This window comes from Streptomyces sp. NPDC048290 (assembly GCF_040652095.1).
Classification (GTDB): Bacteria; Actinomycetota; Actinomycetes; order Streptomycetales; family Streptomycetaceae; genus Streptomyces.
In genome coordinates, this window is the sequence record NZ_JBEZLM010000015.1 from 98,685 (window position 1) to 117,902 (window position 19,218).

Annotated in this window: 14 protein-coding genes; 9 read left to right on the top strand and 5 right to left on the bottom strand. The window is 69.1% G+C overall.

Features of this window, described 5'->3' with window-relative positions; genetic code table 11:
• Nucleotides 1-8 precede the first annotated feature (8 nt).
• The gene (locus tag AB0D49_RS25445) at nucleotides 9-1,064 is read right to left on the bottom strand and encodes a lysylphosphatidylglycerol synthase transmembrane domain-containing protein (RefSeq protein ID WP_362761381.1); all 1,056 of its coding nucleotides are present in this window, start codon (nucleotides 1,062-1,064) and stop codon (nucleotides 9-11) included.
• Between the two features lie 933 nt (nucleotides 1,065-1,997).
• Nucleotides 1,998-2,351: a helix-turn-helix domain-containing protein gene (locus tag AB0D49_RS25450; protein ID WP_362761383.1), complete on the bottom strand. Its 354-nt coding sequence runs from the start codon at nucleotides 2,349-2,351 to the stop codon at nucleotides 1,998-2,000.
• 256 nt (nucleotides 2,352-2,607) lie between these two features.
• Between AB0D49_RS25450 and AB0D49_RS25455 the strand changes: the two genes are divergently transcribed.
• The 9 genes from AB0D49_RS25455 (at nucleotide 2,608) to AB0D49_RS25495 (ending at nucleotide 11,544) form a co-directional block, all read left to right on the top strand.
• Nucleotides 2,608-3,615: a zinc-binding alcohol dehydrogenase family protein gene (locus tag AB0D49_RS25455; RefSeq protein WP_362761385.1), complete on the top strand. Its 1,008-nt coding sequence runs from the start codon at nucleotides 2,608-2,610 to the stop codon at nucleotides 3,613-3,615.
• A 101-nt stretch (nucleotides 3,616-3,716) separates the two neighbouring features.
• On the top strand, nucleotides 3,717-4,043 hold the full coding sequence (locus AB0D49_RS25460; protein WP_362761387.1) for a putative quinol monooxygenase: 327 nt from the start codon (nucleotides 3,717-3,719) through the stop codon (nucleotides 4,041-4,043).
• Between the two features lie 273 nt (nucleotides 4,044-4,316).
• Nucleotides 4,317-5,420, top strand: a complete 1,104-nt coding sequence (locus tag AB0D49_RS25465) for a polyprenyl synthetase family protein (protein WP_362761389.1) — start codon at nucleotides 4,317-4,319, stop codon at nucleotides 5,418-5,420.
• 126 nt (nucleotides 5,421-5,546) lie between these two features.
• Nucleotides 5,547-6,905 (top strand): cytochrome P450, encoded by a 1,359-nt coding sequence (locus AB0D49_RS25470; protein ID WP_362761391.1) that lies wholly within the window; start codon nucleotides 5,547-5,549, stop codon nucleotides 6,903-6,905.
• Between the two features lie 84 nt (nucleotides 6,906-6,989).
• On the top strand, nucleotides 6,990-8,951 hold the full coding sequence (locus AB0D49_RS25475) for a hypothetical protein (RefSeq protein WP_362761393.1): 1,962 nt from the start codon (nucleotides 6,990-6,992) through the stop codon (nucleotides 8,949-8,951).
• 265 nt (nucleotides 8,952-9,216) lie between these two features.
• Nucleotides 9,217-9,801 carry a hypothetical protein gene (locus AB0D49_RS25480; protein ID WP_362761395.1) on the top strand — a complete coding sequence of 195 codons (585 nt, stop codon included), beginning with the start codon at nucleotides 9,217-9,219 and terminating at the stop codon, nucleotides 9,799-9,801.
• A gap of 32 nt (nucleotides 9,802-9,833) precedes the next feature.
• Complete coding sequence (locus AB0D49_RS25485; protein WP_362761397.1) at nucleotides 9,834-10,292, top strand: roadblock/LC7 domain-containing protein; 459 nt, start codon at nucleotides 9,834-9,836, stop codon at nucleotides 10,290-10,292.
• A gap of 23 nt (nucleotides 10,293-10,315) precedes the next feature.
• Nucleotides 10,316-10,720, top strand: coding sequence for a hypothetical protein (locus AB0D49_RS25490; protein ID WP_362761526.1), 405 nt, complete (start codon nucleotides 10,316-10,318; stop codon nucleotides 10,718-10,720).
• Between the two features lie 431 nt (nucleotides 10,721-11,151).
• A complete protein-coding gene (locus tag AB0D49_RS25495; RefSeq protein ID WP_362761399.1) occupies nucleotides 11,152-11,544 on the top strand; it encodes a hypothetical protein in 393 nt (130 codons plus the stop codon).
• 293 nt (nucleotides 11,545-11,837) lie between these two features.
• On the opposite strand, the gene AB0D49_RS25500 is transcribed toward AB0D49_RS25495, so the two are convergent.
• From AB0D49_RS25500 to AB0D49_RS25510, 3 genes are read right to left on the bottom strand one after another with little or no spacing between them, the layout of a single operon-like run.
• The gene (locus AB0D49_RS25500) at nucleotides 11,838-13,154 is read right to left on the bottom strand and encodes a hypothetical protein (protein ID WP_362761401.1); all 1,317 of its coding nucleotides are present in this window, start codon (nucleotides 13,152-13,154) and stop codon (nucleotides 11,838-11,840) included.
• 37 nt (nucleotides 13,155-13,191) lie between these two features.
• Nucleotides 13,192-16,896 carry a hypothetical protein gene (locus tag AB0D49_RS25505; RefSeq protein ID WP_362761403.1) on the bottom strand — a complete coding sequence of 1,235 codons (3,705 nt, stop codon included), beginning with the start codon at nucleotides 16,894-16,896 and terminating at the stop codon, nucleotides 13,192-13,194.
• 36 nt (nucleotides 16,897-16,932) lie between these two features.
• Entirely contained in the window at nucleotides 16,933-19,200 is a 2,268-nt protein-coding gene (locus AB0D49_RS25510; protein WP_362761405.1) for a hypothetical protein, read from the bottom strand.
• Nucleotides 19,201-19,218: the final 18 nt, after the last annotated feature.

Genomic DNA, 19,218 nt, shown 5'->3' on the forward strand with positions numbered 1-19,218 from the left:
CGCCCGAGCTACCGCTCGCCCCTGCGTTCCGCGCGGATGTCGCCGAGGCTGAGGGCGGTCCAGCATGTCCAGCCGATGGGCTGGAGTGCCCAGTAGGTGAGGACGCGGTAGAGGAAGGTCGCGGCGATGGCCTGTTCGGAGGGCATACCGTAGACGACGAGCAGGCCCGCCAGAGTCGCCTCGGCGACACCGAGGTTGCCCGGTGTGAGGTGCAGGCTCCCCACGAGCTGGGTGAGCGCGTAGCAGAACAGCAGCGCGTGCCAGGGTACGGGGATGTCGAGCGCCCACATCGCGGCGGCCAGACAGGCCGCGTCGAACAGCCAGTTGAGCAGGGCGAAGAGGACGGGCCAGAGCCAGGGCAGCACGCCGGGGCGGACACTGCGGGCCTGTCCGACGACCCTGCGGATGTCCCCCTCCAGTCGCCGGACGCGCCCGGACCGGCGCCCGGTGCGTGCCCACGCGGCCTTGAGCACCCGCCGGACGGGCGCGAACCGCGACAGCGCGAGGAGCAGCAGTCCGGCGGCGAGCGCGGTCAGCAGGACCCGGACCACGGGCTGGACGAACGCCCCGGGCCCGGTGGGGCCCACCACGAGGACCCCGGCGGTGAGCAGGAGGAACAGGCTCACGGCGGAGGCGACACCGGCCCCCGCGAGGACGGCGGCGGCCAGGGTCCGTCCCGCGTCGCGGCGGGACATGTACCGCCACAGCCACGCGGTCGAGAAGGCCGCGCCACCCGGCAGTGAGCCGGCCACGGCGTTGGCGGCCACCGTCGCGCTGGTCGCCCTTCCCAGGCTCCAACGCACTCCCCCGGCGCGCAGCAGCAGCCGGGGCACGGCGGCGAAGCACAGCACGGACAGCGCCTCCAGCGCGGCGGCCACCGCGAGCCGGGGCAGCTTCACCCGTGTGATCAGATCGAACGCGGCGGCGATCTCGTCCCGCCGGTCGATCGCCACCAGTACCGCGGCCACGACCACGAGCCCGGCGACGAGCCACCAGACCCGCCGCGGCCAGCCACGCCGGGCCGCCGGAGCGTCGTCACCCGGGTCACCTCCGACCAGCGGCATGAACTCGCCTCCTGTCTTCTGCTCGGCACGTGCGACGCAGCATGTGCCTTTCTCGGCTCCTCTCGGTGTCACGACCCGGTCTTGGCCGGGGATGAGCGAGCACGACACCCCGGCCGGTGAGTCCGCGAGGCATGTCGTCCACGGCGTCGGGGCGGTGATGTCGACCTTCACGTTCGCATCGGTAGGGAGCACGCGCCCGTGCACGGGGCCGGCCCTTGCCTCCCTCTCGTCGACGTCGTGCACACCCGCGAGTCCGGGGCCCGGTCGCTCGCCTGTCGTGAGGTGGGGGGCGGGTCGGTCGCCCTCCGCGAGGTGGGGGGGCAGGTCGCTCGCCCTTCGCGAGGTGGGGGGCAGGTCGCTCGCCCTTCGCGAGGTGGAGGTTCCCTCACTCACCCCTCGCGAGGTGTCGGAGTGGGAGTACACCCGCGAGGGCGGGCACGATCGATCTCCCACCGGCCGGTATCGCGCGGCGGTGCGGCCACTCCCTCGCGGGCCATGGCCCACGGCGCGAGAATCGCCGTCGTGCGACCGGCCGATCGGTGTTCAGCCGGGCCCTCCGGTCGCCGAGCGGGCGTGCCGTCCCGGGCGGCGGGCACCGCCACCTTCGAACCGCCCGCTCCCTGCACCTGCGACGACATGAGCCGCCTTTCTCCGTCGGGTCCCAGCATCCACCGAGACGCACCGGCCGACACGGGGACACGCCCGCTCGCCTCCACGGGGCCCTCCTGCGCGGTCCACGCAGGCGAATCCACGGCGATACGTCAGTGGGGGCCGTACCCGCAGGCGGGTGATCCGTCGACGCCCGGCCCGCCGTCGCCCACGCCCTGTCCGGCCGGTACGTCCAGGCATCCGGAGGGAAGCGGATGACCGCCCCCGCTCGGGGCGCCCGGCGCGCGCATCGGGCCCATGCGCACACGGAGATCCGGCCACCTGTCAGGTGATCTCCTCGAGGTGCTCCTCGACCCAGTTCCGCAGCTGCGCCAAGGGCTCGGCCACACTGTGCCCGAGCGGCGTGAGCGCGTACTCGACGTGCAGCGGAACCGCCGGATACACGGTCCGGTCGATGAATCCCCGCACTTCGAGACGGCGCAGCGTATGGGTCAGCACCTTCGGGCTGACGCCTTCCAGGCGGCGCTGGAGAGCACCGAAACGCCGCGGCCCTTCCTCCAGGGCGCCGATCGCGAGCGCGGACCATTTGTTCGCCAGCAGGTCGAGCACCTCACGGCAGGGGCACTGGGCCGCGTACACATCACAGTCGTGCCGCCCCGGCGAACACTTCACGACCATCTCGTGTCTCCTTGCCTGACCAGGTCACTTCCCCAGGGGAAGTAGGGGATCTTGCAGGTTACTACGCCCTCGGAGCTAGTGTCCGGGCATCCCGACGCGAGCCGGTGACCGACTCACCGCGGCACAGGTACGAGGCTGTGTAACGGAGGGGGAACCGCTCGGCCAGGACTCCCTCGCCGCTGCCCACCTCTTTGACCGATCCGTCCAATCCTTTGCAAGGAGACCGATGATGAGTGAGCTGACGAACAGTAGGACAATGCCGGCCGTCGCCTACTTCAAGAGCCTTCCCCTTGATGACGACGAGAGTCTGGTGGACGTCGAGCTGCCGGTGCCGGAGCCTGGGCCGCACGATCTGCTCGTCCGCGTGGAGGCTGTCGCGGTCAACCCGGTGGACTACAAGGTGCGCCAGGGCGACGACCCGGGTGGGCGGCCCAAGGTGCTGGGGTGGGACGCGGCCGGCACGGTCGTCGCGATCGGCGACCAGGTGGGGAGGTTCACCGTCGGCGACGAGGTCTACTACGCCGGTGCGATCGACGGCCCCGGAGCCAACATGCGGTACCACGTGGTCGACGAGAACATCGTGGGCCGGAAGCCGTCCACGCTGTCCTTCGGTGAAGCAGCCGCGCTGCCGCTGACGTCACTGACCGCCTGGGAAGGGCTCTTCGAGCGGCTGGGGCTGGCCGAGGGGGCCCAGCAGAGCGGCACACTGCTGGTGACCGCCGCCGCCGGTGGAGTGGGCGCGATGGTGGCGCAGCTGGCGAAGAACCTCACGGCGATGACGGTGATCGGGACTGCCTCCAGGCCGCAGAGCATCGAGTACGCCCGCAGGATGGGCGTCACGCATGTGGTCGACCATCACCGGCCGCTGGCCCAGCAGGTCGTTCAGTTCGCCCCCGGAGGGCTTGACCACGTCTTCAGCACCGCCGGCACGGACCGGAACCTTCGGGCCTACGCGGAGATGCTCAAGCCGTTCGGTCATCTCGTCGCCATCGACGACTTCGGTCCGGTGGAGATCGGCCTGCTGAAGCCGAAGAGCATCTCCTTCCACTGGGAGCTGATGTTCACCCGGTCGCTGCACCGCACCGCGGACATGGCACAGCAGCACCACATCCTCACCCGGGTGGCAGCGCTCGTGGACCAGGGGGTCATCATGACGACGGCGACCGAGGACCTCGGCACCATCAACGCCGCCCATCTGCGCGAAGCGCATCGGATCATGGAAGCCGGCAGCGCCATCGGCAAGATCACACTCACGGGCTTCTGAAACGTCCCGGCGAACCGCTGGTCCGTGCCGTGGGCGATCGGCCGCCCCACCTGGTCCGCCCGGTCCCCGCGCCCCGCAGCCGATCCTTCGAGGAGTTCCCCATGAGCCAACCTCCCTCTGCCCAGCAGATCGTCGCCCTCGCGCGAGTGAAGGCGAAGCCTTCCCAGCGGGAAGCCCTGCAAGACGTTCTGGCCTCTCTGGTCGCTCCCTCCCGCGCTGAAGCGGGATGCCTCGACTACGCCTTGTTCGAACTCCGGGAGGAGCCCGGTACCTTCTACGTCCGCGAGACCTGGACCAGCCAGGAGGCACTCGACTTCCACCGGGCCACACCCCACTTCCAGGCGTTCGCGAGGCGCTTCACGGAATTGCTGGAGGAACCGATCCGGCTCATCCCGCTACGCCCGGTCCCACGCCCTTCGCTGACCTGACGGGTCGTCCTCCTCTCCCCCGAGCTGACTCATCGGTGCGCGGTACGGGACCCCGGCAGCGGGTGACCAGGCCCGTCGGGGCCCTGTACGTGGGGTACTTCTCCAGCCATCCCGTCCTACATGTGTGGTTGCCGTGAAGAAATAGTGAGCGGAAGATGTGGGTCGGTCTTCAGGCGCGATGACCAGGACTCCTGCGTCCTGCTCCCGCTCAGTCATGCCTGTCTGACGCCACCACATCCGTATCACCCATCCGTAGTGAGAAGGGCTGTACCGGTGTTCACCTCGTCAGGTTCCGATGTCAGTCTGTCGGACGTCGCCTCCCTCCGTGCCGCCGTCGACTCGTGCCTGTCCTCGTTCCTCGACCGCAAGGCGCAGGACGCTTCCCGTTCGGGTATGCCCGAAGAGGTGGTGTCACTGCTGCGGGACTTCGTGCTGGGGGGCGGGAAGAGACTCCGTCCCCTCCTGTGCTTCCACGGCTGGAACGCGGCGCACGGCCGGGGGGAGCCGGAGGCTCTGGTCCATGTGGCGGCGGCGCTGGAGATGTTCCACGCCTGCGCTCTCATCCACGACGACGTCATGGACCGTACCGACACCCGCCGCAACCGGCCGACCGTCCACCGCGCCGTACGGGACAGGCTACTGTCCGGCGAACACCGCTGCCACGACGACCAGTTGACACGCCGCGCGCACAGTACCGCGGTGCTTCTGGGGGATCTCGCGCTGGTCTGGTCCGACGAACTCTTCCAGACCGCGGGCCTGTCGGCCGCTCAGCGGACCGCGGCCCTCGCGGTGCTGCACCAGATGCGCACCGAGGTCATGTACGGGCAGTATCTGGACCTGCTGTCCACCGGCTGCCCGACGACGGATCTCGCCGTTCCCTTACAGGTGATCCGCTACAAGACCGCGAAGTACACCATCGAGCGGCCCCTGCATCTGGGGGCCCTGCTGGCCGGTGCTTCCCAGCAGACCCTGCGGACACTCTCGCACTACGCGCTCCCCCTGGGCACAGCGTTCCAGCTCCGCGACGACCTCCTCGGGGTCTTCGGCGACCCGGCGGTCACCGGCAAACCGGCGCACGACGACCTGCGGGAGGGCAAGTACACCGCGCTGATCGTGCTGGCCATGCGACGAGCCCCGGCCGAGGGAGCCGCCAGACTCGGCCGACTCCTGGGAGATCCCCTCCTCACCGACGCCCAGGCCGAGGAGGCCCGCGCCATCATCAGCGCGGCCGGCGCCGACCGAGCCACGGAACACATGATCCGCCGCCTCCACGAGGAGAGCGTCCAGGCCCTCGACTCCGGCAGCGGCCTGCTCTCGGCGGACGGAACCAGGGCCCTGCAAAATTTCGCACACCATGCCGCCCTGCGGACCTCCTGACCCGCTGACCTCCTGACCCGCTGACCCGCTGACCCGCTGACCTGCGGACCTCCTGACAGCATCGGCGAAGCCGCCCGCGCTCACGGTCACCCACCCCATCGCACCGAAACGGAGTCGCCACCAGCCATGGCAGCGAACCACACCACGATCACCCGGGCTCCAGGCCGCCTGCCGCTGCTCGGACACGCCTGGGCACTGCGCCGTGATCCCTACGCGTTCCTGCGGACCCTGCCCGCTCACGGCGACCTGGTGGAGATCGGTCTCGGCCCGGCCAAGGTCGTCGTGGTGTGCGACACCGAGCTGACCCATACGCTCCTGCTGGACGGGAAGACGTACGACAAGGGCGGCCCCCTGTTCGACAGGCTGCGGGACGTGATCGGGGACAACATCGTCACCTGCCCGCACTCCCGCCACCGCGCACAGCGCAGGCTGGTCCAGCCCGCGTTCACCGCCGCCCGGTTACCCGGCTACGCAGCGGCGATGTCCGCCCGGATCGACCGGCACATCGACGGGTGGAGGGACGGAGAGTCACTCGACATCCAGCGCGAACTCCTCCATCTGGTGTCCGCGGTGCTGGTGGAGACCATGTTCTCCGGGGCGCTGTCGGCCCGGGACGGCCAGGCCGCCGTCCAGGACGTGGAAGAACTGGTCACCCGGCTCCTCCGCCAGACACTGCTGCCCCGCCCCCTCACCTCGATCCCCACACCCGGCAACCGCCGCTACCAACGGGCATCCACCCGCCTGCGCACACTCTTCGCCCAGGTCATCGCGGAACGCCGGGCCAGCGGCGACGAGCGCCCCGACCTGCTGTCCGCCCTGCTCGGCGCAGCCGCCGACGGTGTCGACGCCGATGGCGACGACATGGCGATCAGCAACCAGCTCACCACGTTCTTCATCGCCGGGACCGAAAGCACGGCCAGCGTGCTGACCTGGGCGCTCTACCTCCTCTCCCGGCATCCCCGGATCGCCCGCCACGTCCATGAGGAGATCGATTCGGTGGTCGGGGCCAGGGCCGTCCGCTTCGAGGACCTCACCCGCCTGCGGCTGACCGCCCACGTCATCACCGAGACGCTGCGCCTCTATCCCCCCACCTGGCTGATCACCCGGACGCTGAGCACCGCCGCCCGACTGGGCCGCCACGACCTCAAGGCCGGGACCACCGTCATGTTCAGTCCCTATCTCCTGCACCACCGCGACAACCTGTACGAACGGCCCGAGGAGTTCGACCCCGGCCGCTGGGACACCGCCACCGCCCCACACCTGCTCCGGACAGCGTTCTTCCCGTTCAGCGCCGGAGCACGCAGGTGTGTCGCCGACAAGTTCGTGCTGGCCGAGATGACACTGGCCCTCGCCGCGATCACCTCCAGGTGGGTCATGACCCCTGTCCCTGAGGGGCCGGTCCGTCCCGGCGCCGGGCAGCTCCTGGTCCGCCCTCACCGCCTGGTCATGACTGCGACGTCCAGAGTTCCGGGGTCCCGTCGCTGAGCGACGAACGGCCCAGCTCCGACCGCCCCGGTCCGCACCGACCGGCACACCACCCGGCCCACCGCCGTATGCCCGCAAGGAGAGATGAGCACCGTGGCCACACCCTCCCCGTCCCCGCTCAACCCCGACGACATCGACCAGCTGCGCACGGAGATCCGCAACCAGCCGCCCGACATCTGGACCGCCGCGGCCTGCGGGCTCGTCGGCACCGAGAACGCGCACTCCCAGCTCACCGCCCTCCGCATAGGCCCCGCCGGAACACCCGAGTTACCCGGCCCCTGTGCCGCCACCGCCTACATCACCGACGCCACCCGGTACCTCCCCTATGTGTCGCCGCGCGTACCCCTGCGTCCCGAAGGCGAGAGCATCGGGCGCAGCGTGCTGAAGACCGCCTTCTCACCCGATGTCGTCGACGGCACCGGAACGGGCTTCGTCGCTTCAGCCCTGCTGGCCGCGCAAGCAACCCTCGACGCCGGATTCACGGACGACACCACCGGCGAGAAGCTGACCGCCCTGGCCGCGGCGGCGCCGAAGAAGGGCGGCGAGATCAACCGGCTCCTGCCCGAGTACCTCAGGCGCCATGCCGAATCCATCGAACACGCCGGCCCGATGGCCATGCGTGACTTCTGGTCCTCCTGGTACGTCTGGATCTTCCCCCGCCTCACCGATGGACGCATCCCGGACCTTCTCGGCTCGGTGGGCTGCCTCACCACCGCCATCGACTACGTCGGAGCGGCCGACGACGCGGGAGGAGGCGGCCGTGACGCCTATCTCGCCGCAGCCGGTGAAGGACTCGCCTGCCTCAGCGGCCCCGGGGCCACCCAGATCCTCCGGGACATCACCCTGGTCGGCGCCCTCATGACCGCCAAGGATGCCATGGCCGCACGGCACGAACACCGCTCCCCCGCAGGCCGGGCCGCCCACCTCGAAGCCCTCGGCGGCCCGGTGACACCCCAGGAGATCCTGCTGGGCCGCTGGTGGGACGGCGGCCTCGCCTTCGCCATACGCTTCGCGCTGTGCACCGCGGACTACCGGCACCTGTCCGACGAGTTCGGAGCGTTCCGGGCCGCGGACCGGTGCGGGAGAATCCGACGCGCCCTCAACACCGGAATCTGGCACAACGAGATCACCGACCTCATGGCCGACCACCGCAACGGCGACTTCCTCAACGGAGCCCGCCAGGCGCTGGCGGCACGCGGCGGACCCGCCCTCCTGGGCTATGCGGACGCCTGCGCCCGCGTCACCGACGACGCCCTCACCTGCGACTGCGGGGCCGATGGCCATGAGGAGGCCGCCGAGTTCGCCATGGGCTGCTATCTGTGGTTCGCGCTCGCCGCCCGGTACATGGTGCGCCGCCAGGTGGCCCACTTCTGCGCCTCCGGCAGCCCGGTCCAGCAGGACTTCGCCTGGCTGCCTCCCCGCACCAGGCTGACAGCCGTGGCCCTGACCACCCTCCCGCCCGGCAGTACGCTCCACAGCCCCGACTGGCGCCCGCTGTGGACCCACACCTCCCCTTCGGATTCCGGCCCGGACAGCAGCTGGGCCGGGCTCCTGGCCCGCCGCACCATCACTCGCTGCCTGCCGCGCACCTCGGCCCTCGGCATGTCACCGGCAGTCACGCATCACTGCGAGGAATCCGCGCGAACCGTCCTGGAACTGTGCGACCAGTACACCCGTCCAGCCGACCTGCGTACCCTCGCCGACGCCTGGTGCGCCCTCTTCGACACCCTCGTGGCCACGACGGTCACGGACTCCGGCGCACGCCTCAAGGCAGCCCAGGAGCTGCGCCCCCTCGTGCACCGCATCTGGCGGCAGTCCGTCGTCGGCTACCGCGACGCGCCTCACCTCCAGCCCGACGACGCCGACGAAACCCTCTATCTGGACATCGACCACGCCCTGCGACGCACCTACTCACTGCCGCCCACCGACGGCTACATCATCCGACGCGTCTTCCTCGGCATCACCACGAGCGCCGCCGAACTCAGCGGCCTCAACCCCTATGCGCTGCTCTCGGACGGCACCGCCAGACACCTGGCCGCACGGTGAGACCCGGTGAAAAGGGGAGCGCCCGCGGGACCGAGCATTCGGTCCCTTCCCGGGGCGGGACTCGGCACCTCTTTGATTTCTTGACGTTCCTCGATCATCGCAGTTAGATTCTGGCCGCAACCAGCCCTAACACTCCGCCACTTCATGGTTGACGTGCTTCAGGCATGGGAGCCGATCCACTCGAAGTGGGTCATGAGGCTCCTGGCATATGCATTCGACAGCAGTGGAATTCCCGGTGCTCCCATGTGAAGTGACAGAGACTGCCATGCGCTCATGGATCGATGTGCTGCAACAAGTGATGGCCATTCCCTATGTTCTCTCGGCGGGCTTTTACGACGTGCCATCAAATACGTTACTCAGTGCCGTTGGTGACACATCGCTGTCGTACCCCACAGCGATGGAGATCCGCCACTCCGCGCTCCGTCTGTTGCACACGGATCAAGGCCAGGAGACGGAACAACCCGATCGCTTCAAGGAGATGGTCGTCAGCAGCGCCCGGCACGTCCACCTCCTGAGCACTGTCGGCTCCACGGCGGCCGAACCCACCACGCTGGCCCATGTCGTCATGGTTCCCGCCGGAACGAACATCGCATTGGCTCGTCTGACCTTACGGTCGCTGACCCGCCCCCCGACCCGAATCGGTAGCAATGCCACCACCTCAGCCGAGAACGACGCGGCAGCGCCCACGGAGCCGCCCGGTTCCCCACCGCGTCCAGCGTCCGCGAGCGCGGCGCCGCTGCCCGTCCGTGCCACGCGAAAGCCGCCGGGCGTGCCCCGGCCCGCCCAGGTGGACCCGCCGAGTGAGGCAAGCATGCGCAAGATTCTCGACTATCTGCGTGCCCTGCCATGACGGTACATGCGCGGCCCCGCAACCTGTCGTGGATGAAGCTCCTGATTCCGAGCAAGCGGAGGGACGGCGAGATGGATGTCGACGCACTTCAGTCCGAGGTGCGCGCCTTGCAGGAGCAGGTCGCGGAAGTGATCGGAGCGGCCCTCGTCAGCGTGGACGGCATGCCGATCACCGCCGTCGAACTGGACGGAGCCGCGCTGGAGGGACTGGCGGCACTGGCCGCCGCGTTCCTGGCTGTTGCTCAGCGAGTCGCCCACGAGGTGTCCCGCGGCGACTTCTGCGAGACCGTGATCCGGTGCGAGGCCGGATACGTGGCGTTCTACGCGGCGGGCCCCCGCCTCCTGCTCGTCGTCCTCACGGAGCAGGGACTCAATTTGGCCCGACTGCACATGGAAGCCAGAACATCCGTGAAACGGATCACCACCTTGGTGGATGCCTCCGGCGCCCTGAAGTCGGAGCCCAGGAAACAACCCAGCACAAAGAGAAAGTGATGTCACCCGTGACCGATCAGAGCATGTCCGGCAAGGTCAACAATCTCGTCAAGGTCCTGCGCAGCGAAACACCGGAGTGCGTGGCCGCCGGCGTAGTCGATATGTCCACCGGCATGCTCCTGGCGGTGGAGACCGTCGACTCGCATCCGTCCGAGGTACTCGACCTGCTGGCCGCAGCGACGTTCGATCTGTTCCGGGGCAGGAATGTCTCCACGATCGAGGAGATCTTCAAAAAGCGCCGCGGAACCGTCAGCGACGTGCGCTACTTCCAGGAAGTGCTGGTCAACAGCGAGAACCTGGTCCATGTGTTCGTGCGCATACCGACCAACAACGAGATCGTCGCTGTCGCCGTGGCTCGCAGGGGGGTCAACATCGGCATGCTGCTCAATGCGACCAGGCGGGCGGTCAACCAGTACGACTTCACGTAGGGCCCGCCCTTGACGACGGCTGTCCGACGGGGTGGTACGAGAGGGAACGGGCTGGGAGGAGGCGCGGGCGGCTCCGGGGGCCGAGGCCGGTCCAGGACCCTGGACACTTGGTCGGCCGCCGCCGACGCGCCCTCTGGAGAACGCGGGCGCGATGGTCGCGGGCGATGCCATGCGGGGCGCATTCCTGACGGGACGGCTCACTCCCGAAGCAACCGGACACCGACCGCCTCGGCCCCCGGCCCCCGCACGACGAGTTCGGACTGCCCCGGTCCCCCTCGATCAGACTCACCCGGCGAAGCGTACGGGCGTCAGCGCGTCGGCGGCATCGCCTTTCCGCGGCCGGGACCACTGGGAGGCGGGGTGACCTCCCCCGGCCCGCATCTGCTTGAATGCGGGCCAGCCCGCCTTCCGTCCGTCACCGGGAGAACCGTATGCGTCGAACGCTCGCCGTGATCGCCCTCGCCGCCGGGCTGCTGCTCGCCGGGTGTTCGGAGGAGTCGAAGCCCATCGAGGGTGAGTGGAGCGCGTACGGGCCGCAGCCGCCCGGGTACTCCGACTTCGGGGACGGGGCGACGATCAGCGTCGACAAGAACGACAAGGCGGTGCTGGGGACTTCGCCGATGAGGTTGTGCGGGGGCGCGAAGGTGACGTCCCGGGGTGAGGGCGACGGGGGCGGCGCGGAGTACCGCATCGCCTTTGACTCGTCCTGTATCTCGGTCAGCGTTCCGTCGAGCCTGGAGGTCGTGGTCGACGGGGACCGGCTGGAGGCCAGGCTTACCGGGCAGGAGGGTGGGGAGCCGTTTCGGTTCCGGCGGGCCGAGTAGGGCGTTTCGGCTGGCGATGCTTCGCTATCGCTTTCAGGGGTCCCTCCACCCGCAGTCCACCGTGGGAGTACAGCTCTTGCAGGTGCTCGGCCGCGAGCCCTCGTCGACCACGTCCTGCTAGTCGTCATCGACGGAGAGCCCGCGCGCGTCGAGCAGTCTGTGCGTGAATTCATCGGCAGTGAGCCCGGCATCTCATCTTTGCCGCTCGGCTTCCGTCGATGGCGGGGATGACAGCCAGCCCTAGCCGCAGACAGCACCCGACTGATCACTCGCAGGGCAGTTCACTTGCCGCACTAGAGCAGCCCGATGGCGCTGGCTCCCAAGGGGTACCACCAGATCGCCGCTCCCATTTTCTCGCCGATGAGGACGTCAACGATCCATTCCGTGTTTGCACGGATGGGGACACTGATGGTCCGCGCGACACCGGTGGAGACTATTTCATAGTGTTGACGGTTATAATAGAGGCTGATTTGGGGGACTGCATTCCCCTCCAACGGTCGATAGGCCATCACCAGGATACCGTCGCTCTGGCTTGTGTATTTCCTACGCCATTTAGCCGGGGCATTCTCATTGAGAATCGCAATCGGCTCGCCGAATAGCGATATGTTTCCGCCTCTATTTGAAGTGGTGCCGAGTTTGACACTCTCTGTGTCGAGTCGATGAACCATTGTGCTTTGAGTAGATTTAGGGCCGATCTCATCCGTGTTCAGTGTGCTGCTGCTCAGGCTGCCCGCCGTGACGGCGCCGACGGCTGTGAGACTGTCGGTCGTGGTGGTAGGGAGTGTCGCTTTTCCCTTGACCCCGAGACTTTCGGTGACGTCGAGCCTGGCGAACTTGGGGTCGGATATGGTGAGTGGGAGCGTTGCGTATCGCGTCTCCGGTGTGGTGATGCCAGGGCCGGTTCGAGTAGCAGTGAGGAGGATGGTCGCGTCACGGGTGAGGCCGTCCTTCAGTTCAATGAAGGAGGCGGTACCGACTGAGTACTTCTCGTTCAGGTAGGAGACCTGGTAGTCGCTTCCGTTGCTCTCCCATGCCAGTCGGATCCTGCCTCCTCTTGTGAAGTCAGTGACGGGCTTCGTTGGGTCTTCCGGTGTAGTGGCGATGAAATTCCGCACGTAGAAGTCTGCGGGGGATTTACGGACCATGATCCGAGTCTCCTTGAAGGTGTGAGTGGCAGGGTCCGGTGCGGTGCCGGAGGTTTCGCGGATGCGGAGGGTCACCTCACCAGGGGTGTTGTTGACCGCGCCTTGCAGGCCGAGGGTCAGGTCGGCGGGGACACCGTGGCCCACCCCGGAGGTGGAGTCGTAGATGACGGTGGAGGCGTAGTTCTCGGAGCTGTCCGGGTTGTGCTGGAGGTCGGCGCTGCGGCGGGGGCCGGTGGTGGGGGTCCAGGTGTTGGTGGAGACGAAGCCGGTGGGCGGGGCGATGAAGAGGCCGGCCTCACCTGGGCCGACCTGGACGGACACCAGGATCTGGCTGCAGTACACGGCCGCGTTGCCGTCGGTCGGCCGGACCGCGATGAACACCTCGGCCTGGGGGTCGCCGATGGGCAGGCGTGCGGGGTTGGCGGATGGTGTGTAGGTGAGGAGGGGGGTGGTGTTCGGGGGCATCGGTGGCTCTTTCGCTGTGCGCGGTGCCTGGGGGGGGTCAGGTTGCGTTCCGGGGGGATGTGTCTTCTTCCGCGGGCGGGGGCGGCGAGTCCTTCATCGACGCGGTGTCGTCCAGGTCGGCGGTGAGTTGGAGGACGCCTTCGCGGAGGGTGTTCGGGACCGGGCCACTGGCGGCGGTGTTGGTGGTGTCGATGAGGTCGTAGCCGTTCCAGGTGCCGTCCCGGTTCGGCTCCCACCACGTCCAGGTGCCGTTCTGTTCGGCGGGGGTGGGGTGGGCGACGGCGTTCGGGTGCTCCGGTTGGTTGGTCGGGCCGCTGTGGGTGGGTGTGACGCTGGTCATCAGGGGGCCGGTGCGGAAGGTGATCTCCATGGCCGCCAGGGCCCGTTCGACGTGCTCCTGAGGCAGGTCGTAGCGCTTGACGGGGAGGATGCCGGTGTGGGCGTGCAGGGCGGCGCGGGGATCGGCGAGGACGGTCGCGTCGAGGTGGGTGCCACGATCGAAGGTCAGCTGGAGGTAGTTGTCGCCGGTTCCGGGCGGGCCGATCTGTCGTATGTACGGGCCAGGGGCCGCGGCCGTGCTGTGGAAGATGTTGTAGCCGATGGCGGGATTGAAATAGCCGATCACCCCGTCCTGGTGATTGCTCAGGTCACCGAGGCGGACGGCGAACGAGTGGTTGGTGAGGTCGGCTGTGGGTGGGGCGAAGGTGGCGGCCCAGCCGGTGGCGGTGAGGGGGTCACCGTCGAGTTGGAGTGACAGTCGGGTGCGCAGGAGTGCCAGGGGGCGGCCGACGAGGAGGGAGAGGTGGGTGTCGGCACGGTTGCCGAGGGGGTCGGTGGTCCGGAGGGTGGTGTCGATGGCGTCGAGGAATGCGGTGAATCCTGCCTCGGTGGCGAGTCGGCGGGCGGTGATGACGTCATGGACCGCGGGTGCGCGGGTGCTGACGTCCTTGAGGGTGAGCCGGCTGTGCGGTGGCGGCGTCCAGCGGCCCCTTTCGGCGGTGCTGGTCCCGGCGTAGAGGCGGTACTCGCCCAGTGCGCTGCCGTCCGGGGCGTAGAGCAGGATGCTGTTGTCGAGGTGGTTGGGGAGTATCCAGCCGGCGATCGGTGTCACATCGGGGTCCCGCTGGTACACCTTCGTGGTGTCGTGGGCGTCGAGGAGGCGGATGTCGAGCCGGGCGTGCTGGAGGACCCGGGGCGGGAGCTGGATCATCGACGCGATCTGAGGGTCGATCGGGCGGTCCGAGGTGAGGGCGGTGTCGATCCGGACCGGGAAGTTGGTCTCGTCCAGGACTCCGCTGGACGGGCCGGACTCCATGATGTCGAGGCTGCGCCCGAAGGCGTCGTAGATGCGCAGGTCGGTGAAGTGGAAGCCGCCGTGCACGGTGCCGTGGAAGGGCAGCGCGGGGCCGTCCGGCAGAAGCGGGGAGGCGTCGGCCCGCCCCTGGGCGTAGGCCGGCAGCCCGGGGCTGTCGCTGTGGCCGAGGAGCTGGGCGAGAGGATGGGTGCCGAGGGTCTCGCTGGACGCGGGCTCACGGAAGGGGCGGGTATCGCGCAGGGCGAGGAGCTGGTGGAAGCCGGTGAGTTCCTGGGTGAGGAACTTCCAGTCGTCGGTCTTGGTGAGAAGCTCGTCGATCCCGGCGAGGTCCGACTTGGCACCGTACTGGCGGACGAACATGTCGAGGCGGCTACGGAAGTGTGTGCGGGTGTGGGGGCTGAGCAGGGTGATGCCTTCGACGGTGCGCTGCTTGGTCCGGGCAGGGAGGTTGGTGAGGTGGTAGTCGGTCCCGTCGAAGGTCCAGTTGCGGGTGGTGCCTTCGGTGAGGGGGATGTGGGTGTAGGTGCCGGACCACTCCAGGAACAAGGGTGCCCACGGCTGCTGCCAGGGGGTGAGGGGGATGGCCGGGCGGACGCCGGTGTAGGGGCCGTCCGGGGTCTTGGCGGCGTTGGCCAGGTTGAGCAGCAAGAACTCGCGCAGCAGTGGCTGTACGGCACCGATGGGGATGTTGGACAGGTCGCCGATCAGGTCAAGCTGGCCCTGGACCTGTGTGGTGCCGATGGACGACGTCGTGTTCGGCCGGAACTCCGTGATCAGCGAGCCCTCCGGGCGTACGCGCAGGCCGCGGGTGCGGGTGGCGGCGGGCGGGGGCTCGACGCCGGCGAGGGCGATGACGGGGTTGTTGCCCTGCCAGTAACGGGGTGCGGCGACCGGCTTGAGGGTCTTGCCGAGGTCGAGGTTCTTGGTGGCGGCGAAGTCCGCGATGCCCTTCCGCCAGGCCGCCTGGGCGTTGCCGGAGTCCCTGCCCGGTCTCGGGACCTTGGGCAGAAGCGCTTGGATCGCGGCGAATTGACCAACCAGTTGCGCGGCGGCGCTGCCGGGGCGTTTGGGGTCCAGTTCCTCGTCCAGCCGGGTGCCGAAGGCGTCGAGGTCGCCGACGCCGTGGGGTGGCGCGGGCCAGCGGTTCTCCGGTACGGACAGCTGGCCCTTCTTGAACCAGAGGCCGTGGACGCGTTCTTGGAGGCTGTGGAGGGTGGCGAGCGCCTGATCCAGGTCGGCCTGGTCCTTGTTGAGGTCGTTGAGCCACTGCTTTTCGGCGGGGGTGAGGGTGGTTCCGGTGTCGCCCTGGGAGGACTTCTCCGTGATGGTCCAGGAGTGGCCGCCTGGGCGGGCGTGGTACCAGCCTCTGCGGATCGCCTGGTCCAGGAGGGCGTCGCCGCCCGGCTCGTTGAGCAGAGGGAGGAGGTTGTGCTGGAAGGCGCGCAGCAGCCGGGACTTGGCGGGGTCGTCGATCTGGGGCGCGGTGAGGGCGGCGAACGCGTCGGTCGCGGTGTTGCCGATGCCGACATTGAGCTTGCCGTTGTCCCTGATGGTCTGGAGCGGGTCGCCCGCGGGTGCCGGGCCGTCGCGGTTCCAGTCCACGGCGAAGGACGCGCCGTGGAAGACACTGCGGCCGGTGGGAGCGGTGGTGGTGCCGTCGGGCAGGGCCCAGTCGAGGTGCTTGAGCACCTTGGTGAGGGCGGCGCCGTCGGTGGCGCCGTCCGCGAGGATGTCCTGCTTCGGGTTGGAGTACCAGCCGATGACGCAGTAGCTGAGCTGGGCGCTGTCGATGCCGGTCAGTGGGTCATGGAAGGAGAAGACGCCCGCGTGGTGGGGGACGTAGCCGGCGAAGAGGGGGTTGCCGGGCGCCAGGGCGGTGAGGAACAGCGGCACATCGGAGGCACGTTCGGACCAGTCGGCGAGGGGGAAGGGGACGCCGAGCCGGGCGACCTGGACGGTGCCCGTCCCCGGGTCGAGCGAGGTGGCCTTGCGTACCGGATGGGTCGAGTTCTTCCAGGCGGTGATCGTCTCGGGGGTGGGCAGATACTGAGAGGTGTGCTCGGTGTCGGCAGTGGCCGCCGCCGAGGTGACCGGGCAGTCGCTCTCCAGGACCCATGCCGCGGCCTTCCGGGCGCCGGCCTCGTGTATACGGACGATCAGCCAGCGGTTGGGCACCAGGGGGAACTTCCCATGGGGCTGGTCGGCGGGTGAGTGCCGCAGTGCGTCGGGCAGGGTCCAGCTCAGATGGACACCCGGCCCGGGGCCGCCCTCGGAGCGGTCGAAGGCCATGGGCTGAGGGCTCTTCCCGTGCTTGAGGGCCTGGTAGTTGAACTGCCACCAGCGGAAGGTGTCGCGGCCGAGGACGGACTGGTTCGCCACGAGGACGTCGAGATGGAGGGGGACGGCGAGTGTCGGCTGATCGGCCATGGAGGTTGAGTCCTAGTTCGTCGGATGGCGCTGCGGTCAGGTAGTGGGGGCGTCGGTGAACTGCATCGCCTCGGGTGCCTTCAGCATCTGGAGGGCGAAGTCCGCGGGGCCGAAGTCTTCGACCGTGGCCTTGGCGAGGGTCAGTGCCGACGTGATCGCGTTCCGGGCGGCGCCGATGTCCAGGACCCGACGACCGGTGCCGCGCAGACACCCGGGGAACAGGGCGGGCTCGTTCTGTGCGGGGACGCTCAACTGCCTGCCCAGCGGAACCTCGGCGGTGGGGACGGGCCGGCGGAGCGGCACCTTGCCGTTCTCGTCCACACCGAAGCGGAAACCCTCCTGGGGTTCGGCCAGTTCCAGCTGGTGCGGGACTCCCTGGAACAGGCACAGCAGGACATCGGCGGCGAGCCGGTCCATGCGCAGGGTCGCGAGCCTGCTGCCGTCGGTGGTGGTGGCGCGCACGGCGAGGTTGGGCCAGCCGGTCACCAGGGCCGAGCGCAGCAGGATGCCGCTGACGGGGCCGTTGTCCTGATGGGCCACCGGGGTGCCGCCGGTGCCGATGCGTTCGGTGCGCAATGTCCGGGCCCGCTGCTGGACGGCCTCGTGAAGGACGCCGTGCATGACCTGGGTCACCAGAGTGTCCCGGGAGGTGTGCGAGGCGATGCTCAGCGCGCCGTCGGTGAGCGCGGCCAGCCAGTTCTCGTCCAGGTGGAAGAACCGCAGGCTTTCGGGGGCGAGCATCCGCCGATCGGGCACCAGCAGGGAGAACGGAAGCGGGTAGAGCAGCCGCAGCTTCGCGAGCCAGGCGGCGACGGGCTTCAGATCAGCTCCCGCGGCGGTGGTGATCAGTTGCCGGGTGGGCTGGTCGGCCAAGAGGCCCTCGATGGTGCCGGCCGGGGCGGAGGCCACGGCGGAGGCCAGGGCCGGGGGCTTGAGGGGAGCGAGGGACGTGGGGGTGTCGAGCGCGGCGAGCAGCTCGGCCGTCAGGTGGGGCAGGAGTTCGTCCTCGGCGCGCGCTCCATGCCGCAGGTCGGCGGTCCGCACGGCGGAGAAGGTGTCGCTGTTGAGTTGCTGGAGCAGCCGGTCGGTGACCTGGTGGATACGGCGGCGCAGGTCGTGGAGGGCCTGGCCGAAGGTGCGGTCGGCGAGGGCGAGGGCACGGCCCATCTGCCACGCGGTGGCCAGCGAGGCGTCGAAGACACCGGCATGAGCGTCGTACATCAGGGCGGCGTCCGCGGTGGGGAACGGTGTGCGGTCGAAGACGGGCGCCTGGGTACGTATGGGCGCGCACGGTCCCCGGTACCAGGCCAGGGTCTGTTCCCCGGTGCGCAGCCGGTAGCCGAGCGGGACGTACCCCTCCTTGAGGCGCTGAGTGGCGTCCGTTCCGTAGGCGTTGTGGGCGTCGAACGGCTGAGTGGTGGGCGGGAGGCGGAGCCAGAGCCTGTCCGGGCGGACGCTGGACTTCCCGTCATGGACCAGGTTCTTCATGAGCGTCCCGAAGTCCTGGAGCGGGTCGGCGGCGGTGCTGAAGGTCCAGGAGGTCAGGGAGACCAGTGCGACGGTGGTGTGGTCGCCGAAGTCGGGCCGGTCGGTGAGATAGGGCTCCAGTCCCTCCAGCGAGACCAGGTGGACGATGGACTTGCGGGCGCCGGAGCTGCCCGGGTCCGGGGCGGCCGGGAAGCGGTTGGCCACGATCGCTGAGAACAGTCCGTTCGTCTCCAGGCCCTGCTCCGCCTTGTCGCCGATGTGGGACTCCCGGCAGTGGGCCAGGAAGCGCAGCTCGGCCAGCCGTGGCACCACCTCGGTGAAGACGGTGGTGGACAGCTCGATGAACATGCACGGGTCGTCGCCGTCGGTATCGCCCTCGAGGGTGACACCCGGAATGAGGACACCTGTCCGGGAGGCGAGGAAGTCGGTGACGGTGCTGGTCTGGGCGCGCGTCGGGTGGCCGCTCCCGCCGGTGATCTCGTCCTCCTCGAGGACGAGCAGCGCCAGCCAGGGCGCGCGCTCCGAGGCGGCCTCCATGGACCGCTCCCAGGGGAGCAGGGCGTCGTTGAGGACGAGGTGCGGCAGTACGCGATCGTACTGGCCGACGGTGTTCGCGGGCGGGTGGCGGTTGAGCACCATGGTGGTGTCCATGGCGAACTGCGGCGCGCTGACCACCAGGTTCTGGGTCGCGGCCAGAGTGCCGGTGTCCACGCCGGCGAGGGTGTGGTCGACCTTGATGGTCCAGTCTCCGGCGGGGAGCGCGGGGACGTAGTTGTCATAGAACTTCAGCTCGCCGCTGGACGGGGATGCGGTCATGTTCGTTCCCATCCGGGC